The sequence below is a fragment of the Cytobacillus sp. genome, from assembly GCF_032154635.1.
GTDB lineage: Bacteria > Bacillota > Bacilli > Bacillales > Cytobacillaceae > Cytobacillus.
In genome coordinates this window covers 1-15,641 of the sequence record NZ_JALDXW010000011.1, presented here as the reverse complement: position 1 = coordinate 15,641, position 15,641 = coordinate 1, and the positions used below count along the sequence as shown (strand labels likewise).

Sequence of the window (15,641 nt, the reverse complement as noted above, 5' to 3'; positions counted from 1 at the left end):
TTTGTAATGTTGAATTGGTTTCTATCTCAGATATTAAATTAATAGAGTAATAGAAATAAAAGAAAGTGCTCATTCATCAAATGGGTGCTTTTTCTTTTTTTTCTAAAAATGCAATAATGAATGAATATTAGTGGGAAAGGGGAAGTTGAAATGGATTTCAAGGATAAAGTGGTTGTCATTACAGGAGCAGCAAATGGAATTGGAAAGGTTCTGGCTGCCGCTTACGCTAAAAAAGGGGCTAAAATAATGGTTGCTGATGTGGATGAGAGGGCGGGAAAGCAAATTGTAGAAGACATTAAAATCCATAATGGAAACGTCTTTTTTGTTCAGACGGATGTTAGGAAAGAAGATGAAATCATACGTTTAATGATGAAAACAAAGGAGAAGTATGGACAAGTGGATATTCTGATAAATAATGCTGGCATTTCAAAATGGAAATCACCGTATGAACTATCAGCTTATGAATGGGATGAGATCCTCAATACAAATCTTCGCAGCGTATTTCTTTGTTCAAGAGAAGCGGCAAAGTATATGAGAGAAAATAAAAATGGCGGATCGATCGTAAATCTTGCTTCCACTCGTGCATTCATGTCCGAACCGTATTCAGAGGCTTATGCGGCTTCAAAAGGGGGGATCATTGCTTTAACACATGCATTAGCTATTTCATTAGGGAATGACAAAATCACCGTTAATGCAATTTCTCCAGGATGGATAGAAACAGGTAGTTATAATGATTTAAGGAAAATTGATCATGAACAGCATCCATCAGGGCGTGTTGGAAAGCCAGAGGATATTGCTAGAGCTTGCTTTTATTTAACATCTGCAGAAAATGATTTTGTAACTGGTGTGAATCTTGTTGTAGACGGTGGGATGACACGAAAAATGATTTATGAGGAGTAAACCGGCTTCTTTAGTTTTTTTCTTTTAAATATAGTGGTAATCTTAGATTATACATTTAAATAACTAACTAAGAAATTACTTTTTGATCAAGGAGCGGGATATAAGTGTCTAATCAATATGAAAAAGCAACTTTTGCAGGCGGCTGTTTTTGGTGTATGGTTGCACCCTTTGATGAGCAGCCAGGAATTAAGGAAGTCATTTCTGGCTATACAGGAGGGCATACGGAAAATCCTACCTATGAAGAAGTTTGTTCAGATACAACGGGGCATTATGAAGCAGTTCAGATTACCTTCGATCCAACGATTTTTCCGTATAAGAAGCTTCTGGAGCTTTTTTGGCAGCAAATTGATCCAACAGATGCAGGCGGACAGTTTAATGATCGTGGTTTATCTTATCGAACAGCGATTTTTTACCATAATGAAGAACAAAAAGAAATGGCTGGAGCTTCAAAAGAGGAGCTTGCGGCAAGTGGACGTTTCTTGAAGCCGATTGTTACAGAAATTCTCCCTGCTTCCCCATTTTACAGAGCGGAAGAAAAGCATCAGCATTATTATAAAAAGAACGCTTTCCACTATAATCTTTACAAAGAAGGTTCTGGACGGGCACCTTTCATTCGTGAAAACTGGAAAAAAACGAAAAGCGATGATCGGCTAAGAAAAGAATTAACTGAAATCCAATATGAAGTGACGAGAAATAATGCGACAGAACCTCCCTTTCGAAATGAATATTGGAATCATACAGAAGAAGGAATTTATGTAGATATCATCTCTGGAGAACCACTATTTAGTTCAAAGGATAAATATGATGCTGGCTGTGGATGGCCTAGCTTCACTAAGTCACTGCGCAGTTCAGAAATCGAAGAGAAGCTGGATACGTCACATGGCATGCGCCGTATTGAAGTTCGTTCAAAAACTTCTGACTCCCACTTAGGCCATGTATTTGATGATGGGCCAGGTCCTTTTTATAATCGTTATTGCATTAACTCAGCTGCCCTTAGATTTGTGCCAAAAGAAAAGCTCGAAGAAGAAGGCTATGGTGAATATGTAAGTTTGTTTGAAAATTAAATCATTCTTATAAGCGCTTGTCCCCCTGTTCGGTGGGAATGAGCGCTATTTTTGATTCAGAGGAAACAAGCATTGCGGAAATTAGACATGACAGTCATCGAATGCTGATATTGCTTTGCCACTCAATAAATAACCGCTTTCATCATATCTCATTCAAAAATGAAAATAATATTAATAAGAAACGGTCATTCTATGGAAAAGGCTTCTATTCGAATCGACTCGTATTTGATATAATAAGACGTATTTTTTAGATATATGGAGGTTCATCGATGAAGCTGACAGACAAAGAATTGGAAATTGTTGAAATTCTAGAAAAAGACGCGCGCATACATACGGAAGATCTAGCAAAAATGGTCCAATTAAGCTTACCGGAAACAAAAGATATCATCAAAAAGCTGGAAGAACAAAAGGTAATAGTAAAATACACGTCAGTGATCGATTGGGGGAAAGTAGAAGACCATTCAGGCTTAACGGCAATGATTGATGTTAAGGTTACACCTAAACGTGGAGTTGGCTTTGATGAAATTGCTGAAAGAATTTACCGATTTAAAGAGGTGAAGTCTGTTTATTTAATGTCAGGTGCCTATGATTTATCCGTTGAAATTGAAGGGAAAACCATGAATGAGGTTGCCCATTTTGTATCACAGAAACTATCAACGCTTGATTCTGTAATCTCAACAACTACTCATTTTATATTGAAAAAATATAAGCATGATGGAACCATTTTTGAATCAGATGATGATGACAAACGAATTGTGGTGTCACCATAATGAAGAGAAATTATTTATCTAAAAAAGCTCAAGCATTAAAACCTTCGGGCATTCGCCGGTTCTTTGATTTAGCTGCTGGTATGAAAGGGGTTGTTTCACTAGGAGTAGGTGAGCCTGATTTTGTCACCCCTTGGACGGTTAGAGAGGCAGCTATTCTCTCTATCGAACAAGGCTATACGTCCTACTCGGCAAATGCGGGTTTGCTAGAGCTAAGGAATGAAATTGCTAGTTATATGCAAAAGTATTTCCATGTGACGTATTCTCCTAGTTCAGAAATAATTGTTACAGTTGGTGCCAGTCAGGCGATTGATATCGCGATGCGGACCATTCTAGATCCAGGTGATGAAGTTATTATTATTGAACCATGCTTTGTCTCATATTCACCAATGGTTGAAATGGCGGACGGTGTTCCGGTTCATGTGCAGGCATTAAAGGAAAATGACTTCAAAATATTGCCTTCACAGTTGGAAGAAGTAATATCTGAGAAGACGAAAGCCATTATGCTCTGTTCGCCTAATAATCCAACTGGATCGATGCTGAATAAAAAGGAACTTGAGGATATTGCAGAGATAGCAGGTAAATATGACTTACTTGTCATTGCAGATGAAATCTATGCGGAGCTTGTTTATGATGAGGAATACACAAGTCTTGCATTAATAAATGGAATGAGAGAAAGAACGATATTAATTTCTGGTTTTTCAAAAGGTTTTGCCATGACAGGATGGCGACTTGGATTTGTTTGTGCACCTGAAGAGATCACACAGGCGATGCTAAAAATCCATCAATATGCCATTATGTGTGCACCAACAATGGCACAATTTGCAGCAATTGAAGCACTGCAAAATGGACGTTCAGATGTAGATGAAATGGTGAAAAGCTACCGAAGACGCCGCAATTATATTGTCCAGTCCTTCAATGATATGGGTTTAACGTGCCATATACCAGGCGGAGCATTTTATGCATTTCCATCAATTGAGTCAACAAGACTAAGCTCTGAAGAGTTTGCAGAACGGCTTTTACTAGAGGAGAGTGTGGCTGTTGTTCCAGGAAATGTCTTTGGAGCTAGCGGGGAAGGACATATTCGCTGTTCCTATGCGACCTCCATGGAGCAGCTGCAGGAAGCGGTCAAACGGATGAAGCGATTTATTGAAAAAATAAGTTAAGCTTGAAAAGCGCTTGCCTCCCTATTGTTAGAGGGAGCAAGCGCTTTTTATCTAATTACAAAGCATCTTTGATTACTTTTTTAGAATATAGAACAGATAGGACTCCAAATATGGAATACAAAGCTGTGTAAAGAACCATAACAATGATCATTGGTGCCCATACTTCAGAGCCAAATAAAAACCACCCGGATTGAACAGCAAAATAGCTGTGCATTAATCCAATGACAAGAGGAATGCCGAAATTAAAGAATTGTTTTGCTTGAATTCCTTTTAAGAGATCTCCACGGGTAAATCCAAGCTTTCGTAAGATTGTATAATTTGGTTTCTCATCTTCACTTTCATCCATTTGCTTGAAATAAAGGATACAGCCAGATGTAATCAAGAATGTTAACCCTAAAAATCCAACAATGAACATGATGAGTCCCATAGTTATTTTTTGATTTGTACTCATATCTAATTGGGATTCAGCTTGACCAATGAAAGTCATTTCTTGGAAGAGGTGATTTGCCTTTTTAAGGTTTTCATCGTTGGTAAGATTTATGCCAATATACAAATTGGATTCCTTTTGGATTTCAGGATTTGTATCAGTTTTCAATTGTTCAAAAGTAGATTCATCAACAATAGCAACAGGCAAGCCTCCGCCAGTAAAATAATAGGGAACAATAAACTCTTTATTTAAGCCTATAAATTTTTGGGGGATTTTCTTAGACTTCCCTAGTAATGTTATATCTCCAGATTCTTTTAAAGTCATAAATTTTTTCAGCAAGTCATTATAGCCAGTAAAAAGTGTTTCATTTGAAGATAAATCTAAATCTTCAATTTCGTTGTCACTTACAACGGGAATCTGCATGATATCAGGATTAAAATTCATCCCTTCCATATTAAAATCAGCTATATTCTTTATATTTGCTTCAATCTGGATGACATCAATCGCTTTCTCCGTGAACTTGATATGATTTTCATCTAAAGCTTTTTTTAATTGTTCCGAATCCTGCACGTTTGTGAATGCAAAATGGGATGGAACATTGTTCTGAGCGCTTTTTTCAGCAGAGTAATAGGATATAAAGCTTAATGAAAGTAAACCAATAGCAAGTGCTGATACTGTTGTAATGATAGTAAGCAATAAAGCATTCGATCTCATTCTAAACATAATAGTTGAAAGGGATAGCACTTCATTAATATTTAAATAGCCATCTTTCTTTTTTCGAATGAGATTGAAAATAAAACTAACAGACCCTTTGTAAAACAGATATGTCCCGATAATGACAGATCCGAGAATAAAGAGCATGGCAAGCATCAGCTCGACCATCGATGTAAAATCTCCGCCAAAAAGCTTAGAAGAAACATAGTAACCTAAGATAATTAAAGCAATCCCTAAGATGCCTATGAACATTTCAAATAAGGATAGCTTTCTAACCTTTCCTTCCGTTTTTGAGGTGACTCTGAACAAGGAGAGAATGGTTTGTCTTTTAATAAAAAGATAGTTCATTAGCATGATGAGAAGATAGATCACAACAAATACGATGATTGTTTGGACAAGCGCTTTTAGAGAAAATTGCAGGGATGCAATGCCTTCAATGCCTGTGATTTTCAGTAAAATCATGATAATAAATTTTGATACAGAAAAACCTAATAGTATTCCGATAATTAATGAGCCAGTATATAAAATAAGGTTTTCTATAGTAAGGATGCGGAAAATTTTTCCTTTTGTCATCCCGATTAATTGAAATAAGCCGACTTCTTTACTGCGTCTTTTAATAAAGATGTTATTGGCATATAAAAGGAAAATTGACACAATCGCAATTAGCAATACGGTTGCAGCACGGATGGCAGCAGCTCCCTTAATTGAACTTTTTGTTTCATCCATGGCTGGGTCATATTGTAAAGTAACAAACGCGAAATACAGGGCAACACTAAAAATTAGGGCGAAAACATAGAGATAATAGTTCTTTAGATTTTTCTTCAGATTGCGGATGATCAGGTGATTAATGCTCATTTTGCACCCCGCCAAGTATTGCTTGCGTTTTCATAATATCATTGAAGAAGGTTTGCCTTGTTTCTTCGCCTTTATTTAATTGTGTATAAATTTGCCCATCCTTGATAAAAATAACACGATTGCAATAGCTTGCTGCAACTGGGTCATGAGTAACCATAATAATGGTTGCTTGTCTCTTTCTATTCAATTCACTTAGCTTGTTTAATAAATCAGACGCGGATTTAGAATCGAGTGCACCAGTTGGTTCATCAGCAAAAATAATGCTCGGTTCATGGATAAAGGCTCTTGCGGCAGAAGTACGCTGCTTTTGTCCACCGGATATTTCACTGGGATACTTATCCTTTAACTCTAGAATGCCTAAATCTGAAGCGACCTCATTGAATTTTTTATCTGCTTCTTTTTTGGATATTTTTCGAATAGATAGCGGCAATAAGATATTTTCTTTTACAGTTAACGTATCAAGCAAATTATAATCTTGAAAGATAAATCCTAGATAGTGCTTTCGAAATATAGCAAGCTGTTTTTCCTTCATGCTGGTCATTTCTTTTCCTTCGATGGTTATTGAACCTGAACTTGCTTTATCAATAGAAGAAAGAACATTCAGCAAGGTAGTTTTTCCTGAGCCGGATGCTCCCATAATACTGACAAACTCTCCTTTGTCGATTTTTACATCTATCCCTTTTAAAACCTCTTGTTTGTTAAATTTATTCCCATAGCTTTTATGAATCTTATTAGCATCAAGTATATTCATTTTTTTCTCCTTTTATAGTGAAATTCTATCTTTATTATAGAATTCTCCTTTTTGCTTTTCCTGCGATTGTCCGAACAAAAAATAATAGCATGTGACAATTTTGTCACATGCCTGTTATGTTTACAAAATCATTTTTTTTCGGAAAAAATAGCGAGAAAGTGCTTTCTGCACCAAGCTTAGATTTGACATCGATATGTATATGCAGTGATTCGGCTGCTTTTTTAGATAAATATAATCCCATACCAGTTGCGGAGGAATCTTGATGATTGGTTGTTGAAGTAAATCCCTTATCAAAAATACGAGAAAGGTCCTTTTGGTCGATTCCCCGACCAAAGTCTCTAACTTCAAGTATCGATTGTTCATTCTGCAGATAGCTTTTGATGATAATATCAGATGAACCACTATATTTCACTGCATTTGTTAACAGCTGACGGATAATGAAACTAAGCCATTTCGCATCGCTTATCACTTCTTTTATTTCTAAATCAATGTCAAATCCAATGCCTTTTTGCATACACCACGATTGTAAAGTTTTGATTTCTTTGAAAATCAAGTCCTCCAAATTTGTACGTTCAATAAATAAATCATTTTTAATAAAGGGGATACGTTTCTGATGAAGCTGCTGATCCAGTAAAAGATGAATCCGAAGCCATTCGTAAGTCATTTGAGATTTAAGCATTTTATCTTCCATACGATCAATCATTAAATGCATTGCCGTCAACGGTGTTTTCACCTCATGAATCCATGACAGCAGGTCATCCTTTTCTTGCTCAAGCAACAACAGATTTTGTTCAGATTCATTTTTTAATCTCTTTACTTGATTTGTGATGTTATTTTCAATGATCCATTCAAAAGGGCTTTCTGGCTCAGGTATGCTTGAAATATCAAAATCATCATCTCGTTCTTCTAAGCTTTTATAAAAGCGAGATTCCTTATGATAACGTACAAAGATAAATACAACAAAAATAATTGTTGATAAATAGACATAATACTGGACGGATCGAAATGAGCCTTCCGAGTCTATGTACCCAATGATGAGTGCGAGTAATTGGATTATTATAAAAAAGAGAATCCAGCTTTGCCTTTCTTTGAAATAGGTTTTAATCATATTGATAGTCCTCTTCTATCGCAATATACCCTTGCCCGACCTTCGTTTCAATATAACAGCCTAATCCAATTTCATCTAGCTTTTTTCGCAAGCGATTGACATTAACTGTTAATGTATTATCGCTAATAAAACGTTCATCATCCCAAAGGCTTGTAATGAGTTCCTCACGGCTTACAATTTGATTTTTCCTATCAATCAGCATTTTTAATATAAAAAATTCGTTTTTTGTCAATTCGACTGTCCCAGCGTCATTTGTTACAGAATTTTTTTCAAAATCGATCTTCGCATCATACCATGTTTTTAATTTATTCGCTGTCGTACTGTAATTATAGACACGGCGGAGGATCGCCTGTATCTTGGCAACGAGCACATCAAAATGAAAAGGCTTCTGAATAAAATCATCTGCCCCAAGCTGCATGGACATGACCATATCAGTTGGATGATCACGGGATGATAGAAATATAATAGGAACGTTTGAATGTGTCCGAATCATCCGGCACCAATGAAAACCATCGAATTTCGGTAATTGAATATCAATAATCACTAAATCCGGATCCACAGATGTAAATTCTTGAATCACCTTACTAAAATCATGAATACCGTATACATCATATGACCACCCAGTTAATCGTTCTTTTACTTCATTAAATAATGTACGATCGTCTTCAATTAATAATAGTTTAAACATTGCATACACCACACTTTTTCTTAGTACCTAAATTGATTGTAAAGGAAAATCTATTTATGTGCTAGAAATGAAAGAATAGGGGATGATAAGAATGTAACTTTACATAAAAGTTTTTTCATGTTATATTTATCTCGAATTCAAAATATCTAAATTAAGTACATTTTTTATATATGGAGGAATCGATAATGAATGGATTAAAGGGAATACATCATGTAACAGCTATTACAAGCAGTGCAGAGAAAAATTATGAGTTTTTTACCTATGTATTAGGAATGCGATTAGTAAAGAAAACTGTTAACCAAGATGATATACAGACCTATCATTTATTTTTTGCGGATGATAAAGGCAGTGCTGGTACAGATATGACTTTTTTTGACTTCCCTGGGATCTCTAAGGGTGTTCACGGAACAAATGAAATTTACAAAACATCTTTCCGCGTTCCAAGTGATGCGGCACTGGATTACTGGGTTAATCGCTTTGAACGGCTAGAGGTGAAGCATACAGGAATAAAAGAACAATTTGGCAAGCAGACGTTGTCTTTTGTTGATTTTGATGACCAGCACTATCAGCTCATATCCGATGAAAATAATAAAGGGGTTGACGCAGGGATTCCATGGCAAAAAGGTCCGATTCCACTCCAATATGCCATTACAGGCTTAGGCCCCATCTTTATTCGAGTAGCCAACTTTGATTATTTCAAAGAAATGATGGAAAAGGTGCTGCTCTTTAATGAAATTGACCAAGATGGATCGGTTCATTTGTTTGAGGTTGGTGAAGGAGGCAACGGTGCACAAGTTATTGTCGAATACAATACGATACTCCCACAAGCAAGACAAGGCTTCGGTACCGTGCATCATGCTGCATTCCGTGTGGAAGACCGCACTGTTTTAGACGAATGGATTAAAAGAATGGGGAACTTCGGATTCCAAACATCTGGTTTTGTTGATCGCTTCTTTTTCGCATCTCTTTATGCAAGAGTAGCTCCACAGATTCTTTTTGAATTTGCTACTGATGGTCCAGGATTTATGGGGGATGAACCATATGAAACATTAGGAGAGAAGCTGTCATTGCCACCATTTCTTGAACCGAAACGAGAGCAAATTGAAAAATTAGTTCGACCAATTGATACGGTTAGAAGTACGATTGAATTTACGAAGGATTAAGTTAGAAACCTTACTATGCATTTATTTGTATAGTAGGGTTTTTTTACATATTTGACTCAGTTAAAGAGAATATGACATGTGCCCGAAAGAGATGCAAAAAGTGACTACGGGGTAACAAGAGGCAGCGACATGTGCCCGAGAAGAGTGAAAGTGTGACTACGGGGTAACAAGAGGCTGTGACATTGCCCGAGAGAGTGTAATATGTAAGGTTTACCCTAACAACAGGGTGTGTCAAAATAAGATAAAGGATTAATAATGCAAGACATAAGATGACAAGGTGTCATAAAAAATGTTGACATATGACAGGGTGTCATTTAGAATGAAAGAGTAAGATGACAAGATGTCATATTGGAGTGAACTAAACAATGGATATTGAAAAATTAAAAAAGCTTATCAGTGAGTTAAAATCAAAAGGTGTCAATGTCTCACTATGTAAAAGACCTGCAATTGTTCAAAAACCAATAGGTAAACCACTTACTGCTATAAGTCGTTAATTGAATGAAAAGGAGATAAACATGGAAGATAAGGCATCTAGTAACTTAAAGCAATTAAAGTCATTAAAGACGGAACTTATTCGTTTCATGATGTCATACAAGTTTGCATTAGATGAAATGAATACGAAAATCGATATATTAAAACAAGAATTCCAGTATATTCACGACTATAATCCAATTGAACATGTGAAATCGAGGATTAAGTCTCCTGAAAGTATCTTAAAAAAGATTCAAAGAAAAGGGTATGAACTATCATTGCCATCGATTAGAGAAAATATTAGAGATATAGCAGCTATACGTATTACCTGTTCTTTTATATCTGATATTTATGAAATTAGCAGGATGCTCCAAAATCAAAAGGATATAACGGTTATTGAATGCAAGGATTATATAACAAATCCTAAGCCTAATGGATATCAAAGTTTACATTTAATATTACAAATTCCCATCTTCATGTCCGATCGAGAGGATCAAATTAATGTAGAAATTCAAATTCGTACAATTGCCATGGATTTCTGGGCAAGCTTAGAACATAAAATTTATTACAAGTATAATAAAGAAGTCCCTCAGTCTATTAAAGATGATCTTCTTGAGGCTGCAATGACTGCCACTCAATTGGATAAAAAAATGGAGAGTATCCATAAAGAGATGAATAAAATTAAGGAACTTATGAGTCTTGAAGAGGACATGAATATATTATCAATCAATAATGAAAAATTTCGTCTCCCTGCAGACTTCTTATTACCAATTATGAAAAGAGCTAATTTAATGGAATAATTTGTAGGATAGGAAGCGAACAAAAAATGCCAAAAATTACGTTTTTTAATTTACCTGAAGATAAGAAGGAAACGTTAATCCAAGCAGCAAAGAAGGAATTCTCAAGGGTGCCTTTATACGATGCTTCGATTACGAATATAATTAAAGAAGCTGGCATTCCGCGCGGCAGCTTTTACCAATATTTCGAAGACAAGGATGACGCGTTTTTCTTTTTATTAAACGAATTAACGAGAGAACATAAATATATTTTTATCCACTTATTAACGAGAAATAACGGAGATATATTCGAAACAATGATTGAATTTTTTCGAATTATTATTTCTGAAGAAGAAAATTTTAATTTCTTAAAAAATACCTTTTTAAATATGACTCATCGAATCGAAAAAGCTTTTTCAAGGAGCTTTAGTGCGAATGAGAAAAATGAAAGCTTTGAGAAATTTAGTTCATTAATAGATAAGACTTTATTAAACATATCAGATGAGAATGAATTGTTTTATGTTTTGCAAATTATTGCGGCAGTAACATTCCGAAGTTTTGTCGATAAATTTGCTCGGGATTTGACGATTGAAGAAGCAATGAATACGTATTTAATAGAAATGAATTTATTGAAGAAGGGGCTTTATCGGGGTCCTGCTTGACTCAAAATAATAATTTTAGCTTAACAGTCGATCAAGAAGATAAAGAAGAGTCTCATTTCCTTGTTGAATAAGAAACAGCTCCCATGTAAAGGAAGAAAATATTGACTCGAAAAATAGGATATGGTATTTAATAAATGATAGGTTTTAGCACTCTGAGTACCAGAGTGCTAAAATCGTGAATTGACATGAAAGGAGCACTTTTAATGGAAAAAAAGCAATTTCAAGCGGAATCTAAAAGATTATTAGAGATGATGATCAACTCCATTTATTCTCAAAAAGAAGTATTTTTACGTGAGCTGATTTCAAATGCAAGTGATGCAATTGATAAAATTTATTATAAGGCATTAACAGATGACCAGTTAACCTTTGAAAAGGATAGCTACTACATAAAGGTAGTTCCTGATAAAGAATCACGGACATTGAAAATTATTGATACTGGTATAGGAATGACAAAAGAGGAGCTGGAAAACAATCTCGGTGTCATTGCGAAGAGCGGCTCTCTTGCTTTTAAGACGGAGAATGAAATAAAAGACGGTCACGATATTATTGGTCAATTTGGTGTTGGCTTTTATGCAGCATTCATGGTTGCAGATGTTGTAACTGTAATTAGTAAGGCTCAAGGAAGCGACGAGGCTTACAAATGGGAATCAGAAGGAGCAGATGGCTACTCAATCGAGCCTGTTCAAAAAGATACAGTTGGAACAGAAATTATTCTAAAAATTAAAGAAAACACGGAGGATGACAATTATGATGAGTATTTAGAACAATATTCATTAAAATCTATCATCAAGAAATACTCCGATTTCATTCGCTACCCGATCAAGATGGATATGAGCAGCAGCCGTCCAAAAGAAGGCAGTGAGAATGAATTTGAAGAGTATGTGGAAGAACAAACGATCAACAGTATGGTGCCAATATGGCGAAAAAACAAAAATGAACTGACTGATGAGGATTACGAGAAATTTTACATGGAAAAACGCTATGGATTTGATAAGCCATTAAAGCATATTCATGTAAGTGTCGATGGAACGATTCGCTATAATGCGATTCTATTTATCCCGGAGAAAATTCCTTTCGATTATTATTCTAAGGAATATGAAAAAGGATTAGAGCTCTATTCAAATGGCGTTTTAATAATGAACAAGTGCGCAGATTTACTCCCTGATTATTTCAGCTTTGTCAAAGGGATGGTTGATTCCGAGGACCTTTCTCTCAATATCTCAAGGGAAATCCTTCAGCATGATCGCCAGTTAAAGCTAATTGCTAAAAATATCAGCAAGAAAATCAAAAGTGAGCTTCAAAGTCTCTTGAAAAATGATCGTGAAAAATATGATGAATTCTATAAATCCTTTGGCCGCCAATTGAAATTTGGCGTATACAGTGATTTCGGCAGTAACAAAGAGATGCTGCAGGATTTAATCATGTTTTATTCATCAAAAGAAAAGAAAATGGTAACGCTCGATGAATATGTTTCTAGAATGCCTGAGGATCAAAAATTTATTTACTATGCTTCAGGCGATTCTATTGATAGAATTGATAAGCTTCCACAGACGGAGATCGTTGCTGATAAAGGATATGAAATCTTATATTTCACTGAGGATATCGATGAGTTTGCCATCAAAATGCTGATGACGTATAAAGAGAAGGAATTTAAATCTGTTTCTAGCGGTGATTTAGGCATTGAAGCGCATGAAAATGATAAAAATGATGATAAGCAGAAAGAGGAAAATAAGGAGCTCTTTGAAGCAATGAAAGACATTTTGGCAGATAAAGTCAAGGAAGTAAGAGCTTCAAAACGGTTGAAATCGCATCCTGTTTGCTTATCAGCAGATGGGGAAGTAACGATTGAAATGGAAAAAGTGTTAAATATGATGCCTGATAATCAAAATGTCAAGGCAGATAAAGTGTTAGAAATTAATTTAAATCATGATGTATTTAAGTCGTTGAAGGATGCTTTTGTACAGGATAAAGAAAAATTAAGCCTATATACCAATCTTCTTTATAATCAAGCACTCCTTATTGAAGGCCTGCCAATTCAGGATCCAGTTGAATTTACAAATGATATTTGCAAGGTAATGGTATAATATATAAAAGTCAGCCCTACTATTTGAATGAAGTAGGGCTGTTATATTATAGTTGGGAGGTATTTAATTATGCAGGCAGTTATAGAAAGTGTCGAATGCGGTTATCATGCCATATTTGAACGTCGTCTCAACTATGGAGTTAATCAAGTTTGGGCGATGCTGACTGAAAATGAAAAATTGACTACCTGGTTTTCAGAGTTAAAGGTAGATGAACTCCGTAAAGGTGGATATATTAAGTTTGATATGGGTGATGGCACGTTTGAAAAGATGGAAATTCTTGAGTTAACAGAAGAAGCTGTTTTAGAATACACATGGGGTGAGGCCATCGTCCGTTTTGAATTGGCAGAAGAATCTGAAGGATGCAAATTAGTCTTAATCGAAAAAATTAATAAACTCACCGACCATACTCCAAGAGATCTTGCTGGATGGCATGTATGTTTAGATGTAATTGGGAGACTGCTTGATGGAAAAGAAGTCCGCTCGAGAAAAGCAAAATGGCAAAAGTGGTATGAGCATTATGTGAAGGCATTAGCTGTATTACAGTAGTTTCCTAATAAACAATTTTTCCAGGAACAGGAAGGATCGAATTGTTCTAATAATAGGATGAGGAGAATAGATCTTGTTACAAAAAATAAACAAACAACTAGAAAAAATGATGCCGTTAATCACGCCAACTAGTGTGATACTAGGTGTATTATTAGCCGGTATTTTAAAAGACTATTCTTATTTAATTCCATGGATTTTTGCCTTTATGACATTTACGGGCAGTCTTAGTTCCAATTTTTCCTCACTGAAACAAACATTGAATCATCCATTTTCTTTGTTCTTAGTTCTATTTATTTTACATATATTGATGCCAGCGTGGGCTTGGGGTGTTGGCCATATTGTTTTTAGCGGGGATTTATTTACGATTACTGGTTTTATTTTAGCAATGGCTATACCTACAGGGATATCAAGCTTTATATGGGTATCGATTTACCGTGGGAACATTCCTTTTACTCTAGCAATCATATTAATTGATACTTTTCTTTCTCCATTGATCGTGCCATTTACTTTATCTATCCTAGTCGGTGAAAAAATAGAAATGGATGTATTCAGCATGATGAAAGGCTTAATTGGGATGATTGTTCTGCCATCTCTTCTTGGTATGTTTCTAAATCAATGGACAAAGGGGAAGGCAAAGGAAGTATGGAGCCCGCGGTTAGCTCCATTTTCCAAGATTGGCATGGGTTTAGTGGTTTTGTTAAATGGGGCAGTCGTTGCTCCACATTTACAAGATGTGAATCTTAAACTATTCATTATTACTATTACCGTTTTTTGTATTGCCTTTTCTGGTTATTTATTTTCCTTCTTGATGGGGAAATGGTGTAAGTGTGATAAAGAAACAATTATTGCTCTAACTTTTACAGGCGGGATGAGGAATATTAGCGCCGGTGCTGTTATCGCTGTTTCCTACTTTCCTCCACAGGTTGCAGTTCCAGTTGTTATTGGTATGCTCTTTCAGCAAGTATTGGCTTCCATTTATGGATTAATAATGGACCGCCATTTTAACCGAACAAGTTTGGTAAAAGAAAAACAAACACAAGCGATGTAAGCAGATGGTATTAAAGGAAAGAAGTGGACTTGATTGAAAAAACAACAGGTATATTTCATTTTGTTTTTAGTAATGGTTGCTTGGGGATTCAATGTCACAGCGACTAAAGTGTTAGTCGAAAACTTCATGCCTGTGACAATGACTGCTCTCCGTATTTTTGTTTCAGGAATGACAGTATTCCTTTTTCTTTTTTCGATTAAGAAAGTTCGATTGCTGACAAAAAAGGAATTCCTTTATGTGTTTTTTGGTGGGTTATTTAATGTCGTCGCACACCAATACTTTTTATCAACTGGTCTCACACAGACTTCTGTAACAAACGGTGGATTGATTCTTGGACTTGGCCCGCTGTTAACAGCCATTTTGGCTGTCATTTTTTTAGGAAATGTATTAACAGTTATTCGTGTCATAGGTATTGTATCGGGGCTTGCGGGTGTATCTTTTATTGTGTTTC

The 15,641-nt window shown here is 35.7% G+C and carries 16 protein-coding genes; 12 read left to right on the top strand and 4 right to left on the bottom strand.

The genetic code is table 11. The features are described from left to right. The first annotated feature begins 150 nt into the window (after positions 1-150). From RUH74_RS09710 to RUH74_RS09695, 4 genes are all read left to right on the top strand, one after another. Positions 151-900, top strand: a complete 750-nt coding sequence (locus tag RUH74_RS09710; RefSeq protein WP_313800103.1) for a glucose 1-dehydrogenase — start codon at positions 151-153, stop codon at positions 898-900. 104 nt (positions 901-1,004) lie between these two features. Beyond that, entirely contained in the window at positions 1,005-1,964 is a 960-nt protein-coding gene (gene msrA, locus RUH74_RS09705) for a peptide-methionine (S)-S-oxide reductase MsrA (protein WP_313800102.1), read from the top strand. A gap of 269 nt (positions 1,965-2,233) precedes the next feature. Further along, the gene (locus RUH74_RS09700) at positions 2,234-2,734 is read left to right on the top strand and encodes an Lrp/AsnC family transcriptional regulator (protein ID WP_313800101.1); all 501 of its coding nucleotides are present in this window, start codon (positions 2,234-2,236) and stop codon (positions 2,732-2,734) included. Further along, positions 2,734-3,897 carry an aminotransferase gene (locus RUH74_RS09695; RefSeq protein WP_313800100.1) on the top strand — a complete coding sequence of 388 codons (1,164 nt, stop codon included), beginning with the start codon at positions 2,734-2,736 and terminating at the stop codon, positions 3,895-3,897. The genes RUH74_RS09700 and RUH74_RS09695 overlap by 1 nt, the downstream gene beginning before the upstream one ends. 55 nt (positions 3,898-3,952) lie before the next feature. Here the strand turns inward: RUH74_RS09695 and RUH74_RS09690 are convergent, their stop codons facing one another. The 4 genes from RUH74_RS09690 to RUH74_RS09675 all read right to left on the bottom strand — a co-directional run bounded on the left by RUH74_RS09690 (position 3,953) and on the right by RUH74_RS09675 (position 8,440). Continuing rightward, positions 3,953-5,893 (bottom strand): FtsX-like permease family protein, encoded by a 1,941-nt coding sequence (locus RUH74_RS09690; RefSeq protein ID WP_313800099.1) that lies wholly within the window; start codon positions 5,891-5,893, stop codon positions 3,953-3,955. Continuing rightward, on the bottom strand, positions 5,883-6,644 hold the full coding sequence (locus RUH74_RS09685; protein ID WP_313800098.1) for an ABC transporter ATP-binding protein: 762 nt from the start codon (positions 6,642-6,644) through the stop codon (positions 5,883-5,885). Before RUH74_RS09685 ends, RUH74_RS09690 begins: the two co-directional genes overlap by 11 nt. Positions 6,645-6,747: 103 nt before the next feature. Then, on the bottom strand, positions 6,748-7,752 hold the full coding sequence (locus RUH74_RS09680) for a sensor histidine kinase (protein WP_313800097.1): 1,005 nt from the start codon (positions 7,750-7,752) through the stop codon (positions 6,748-6,750). Beyond that, positions 7,745-8,440, bottom strand: coding sequence for a response regulator transcription factor (locus RUH74_RS09675; RefSeq protein WP_313800096.1), 696 nt, complete (start codon positions 8,438-8,440; stop codon positions 7,745-7,747). Before RUH74_RS09675 ends, RUH74_RS09680 begins: the two co-directional genes overlap by 8 nt. 185 nt (positions 8,441-8,625) lie before the next feature. Here RUH74_RS09675 and RUH74_RS09670 point away from each other — a divergent pair, with 185 nt between their 5' ends. The 8 genes from RUH74_RS09670 to RUH74_RS09635 form a co-directional block, all read left to right on the top strand. Further along, a complete protein-coding gene (locus RUH74_RS09670) occupies positions 8,626-9,603 on the top strand; it encodes a ring-cleaving dioxygenase (RefSeq protein ID WP_313800095.1) in 978 nt (325 codons plus the stop codon). Positions 9,604-9,968: 365 nt separating this feature from the next. Beyond that, positions 9,969-10,097, top strand: coding sequence for a hypothetical protein (locus RUH74_RS09665; protein ID WP_313800094.1), 129 nt, complete (start codon positions 9,969-9,971; stop codon positions 10,095-10,097). 21 nt (positions 10,098-10,118) lie between these two features. Further along, positions 10,119-10,874: a GTP pyrophosphokinase gene (locus RUH74_RS09660; RefSeq protein WP_313800093.1), complete on the top strand. Its 756-nt coding sequence runs from the start codon at positions 10,119-10,121 to the stop codon at positions 10,872-10,874. Between the two features lie 26 nt (positions 10,875-10,900). Beyond that, positions 10,901-11,512: a TetR/AcrR family transcriptional regulator gene (locus tag RUH74_RS09655; RefSeq protein ID WP_313800092.1), complete on the top strand. Its 612-nt coding sequence runs from the start codon at positions 10,901-10,903 to the stop codon at positions 11,510-11,512. Positions 11,513-11,715: 203 nt separating this feature from the next. Then, on the top strand, positions 11,716-13,596 hold the full coding sequence (gene htpG / locus RUH74_RS09650) for a molecular chaperone HtpG (RefSeq protein ID WP_313800091.1): 1,881 nt from the start codon (positions 11,716-11,718) through the stop codon (positions 13,594-13,596). A gap of 69 nt (positions 13,597-13,665) precedes the next feature. Further along, a complete protein-coding gene (locus RUH74_RS09645; RefSeq protein WP_313800090.1) occupies positions 13,666-14,142 on the top strand; it encodes an SRPBCC family protein in 477 nt (158 codons plus the stop codon). Between the two features lie 73 nt (positions 14,143-14,215). Continuing rightward, complete coding sequence (locus RUH74_RS09640; protein ID WP_313800089.1) at positions 14,216-15,190, top strand: bile acid:sodium symporter family protein; 975 nt, start codon at positions 14,216-14,218, stop codon at positions 15,188-15,190. A gap of 33 nt (positions 15,191-15,223) precedes the next feature. After that, on the top strand, positions 15,224-15,641 hold a 418-nt coding region (locus RUH74_RS09635; protein WP_313800088.1), incomplete at its 3' end, for an EamA family transporter.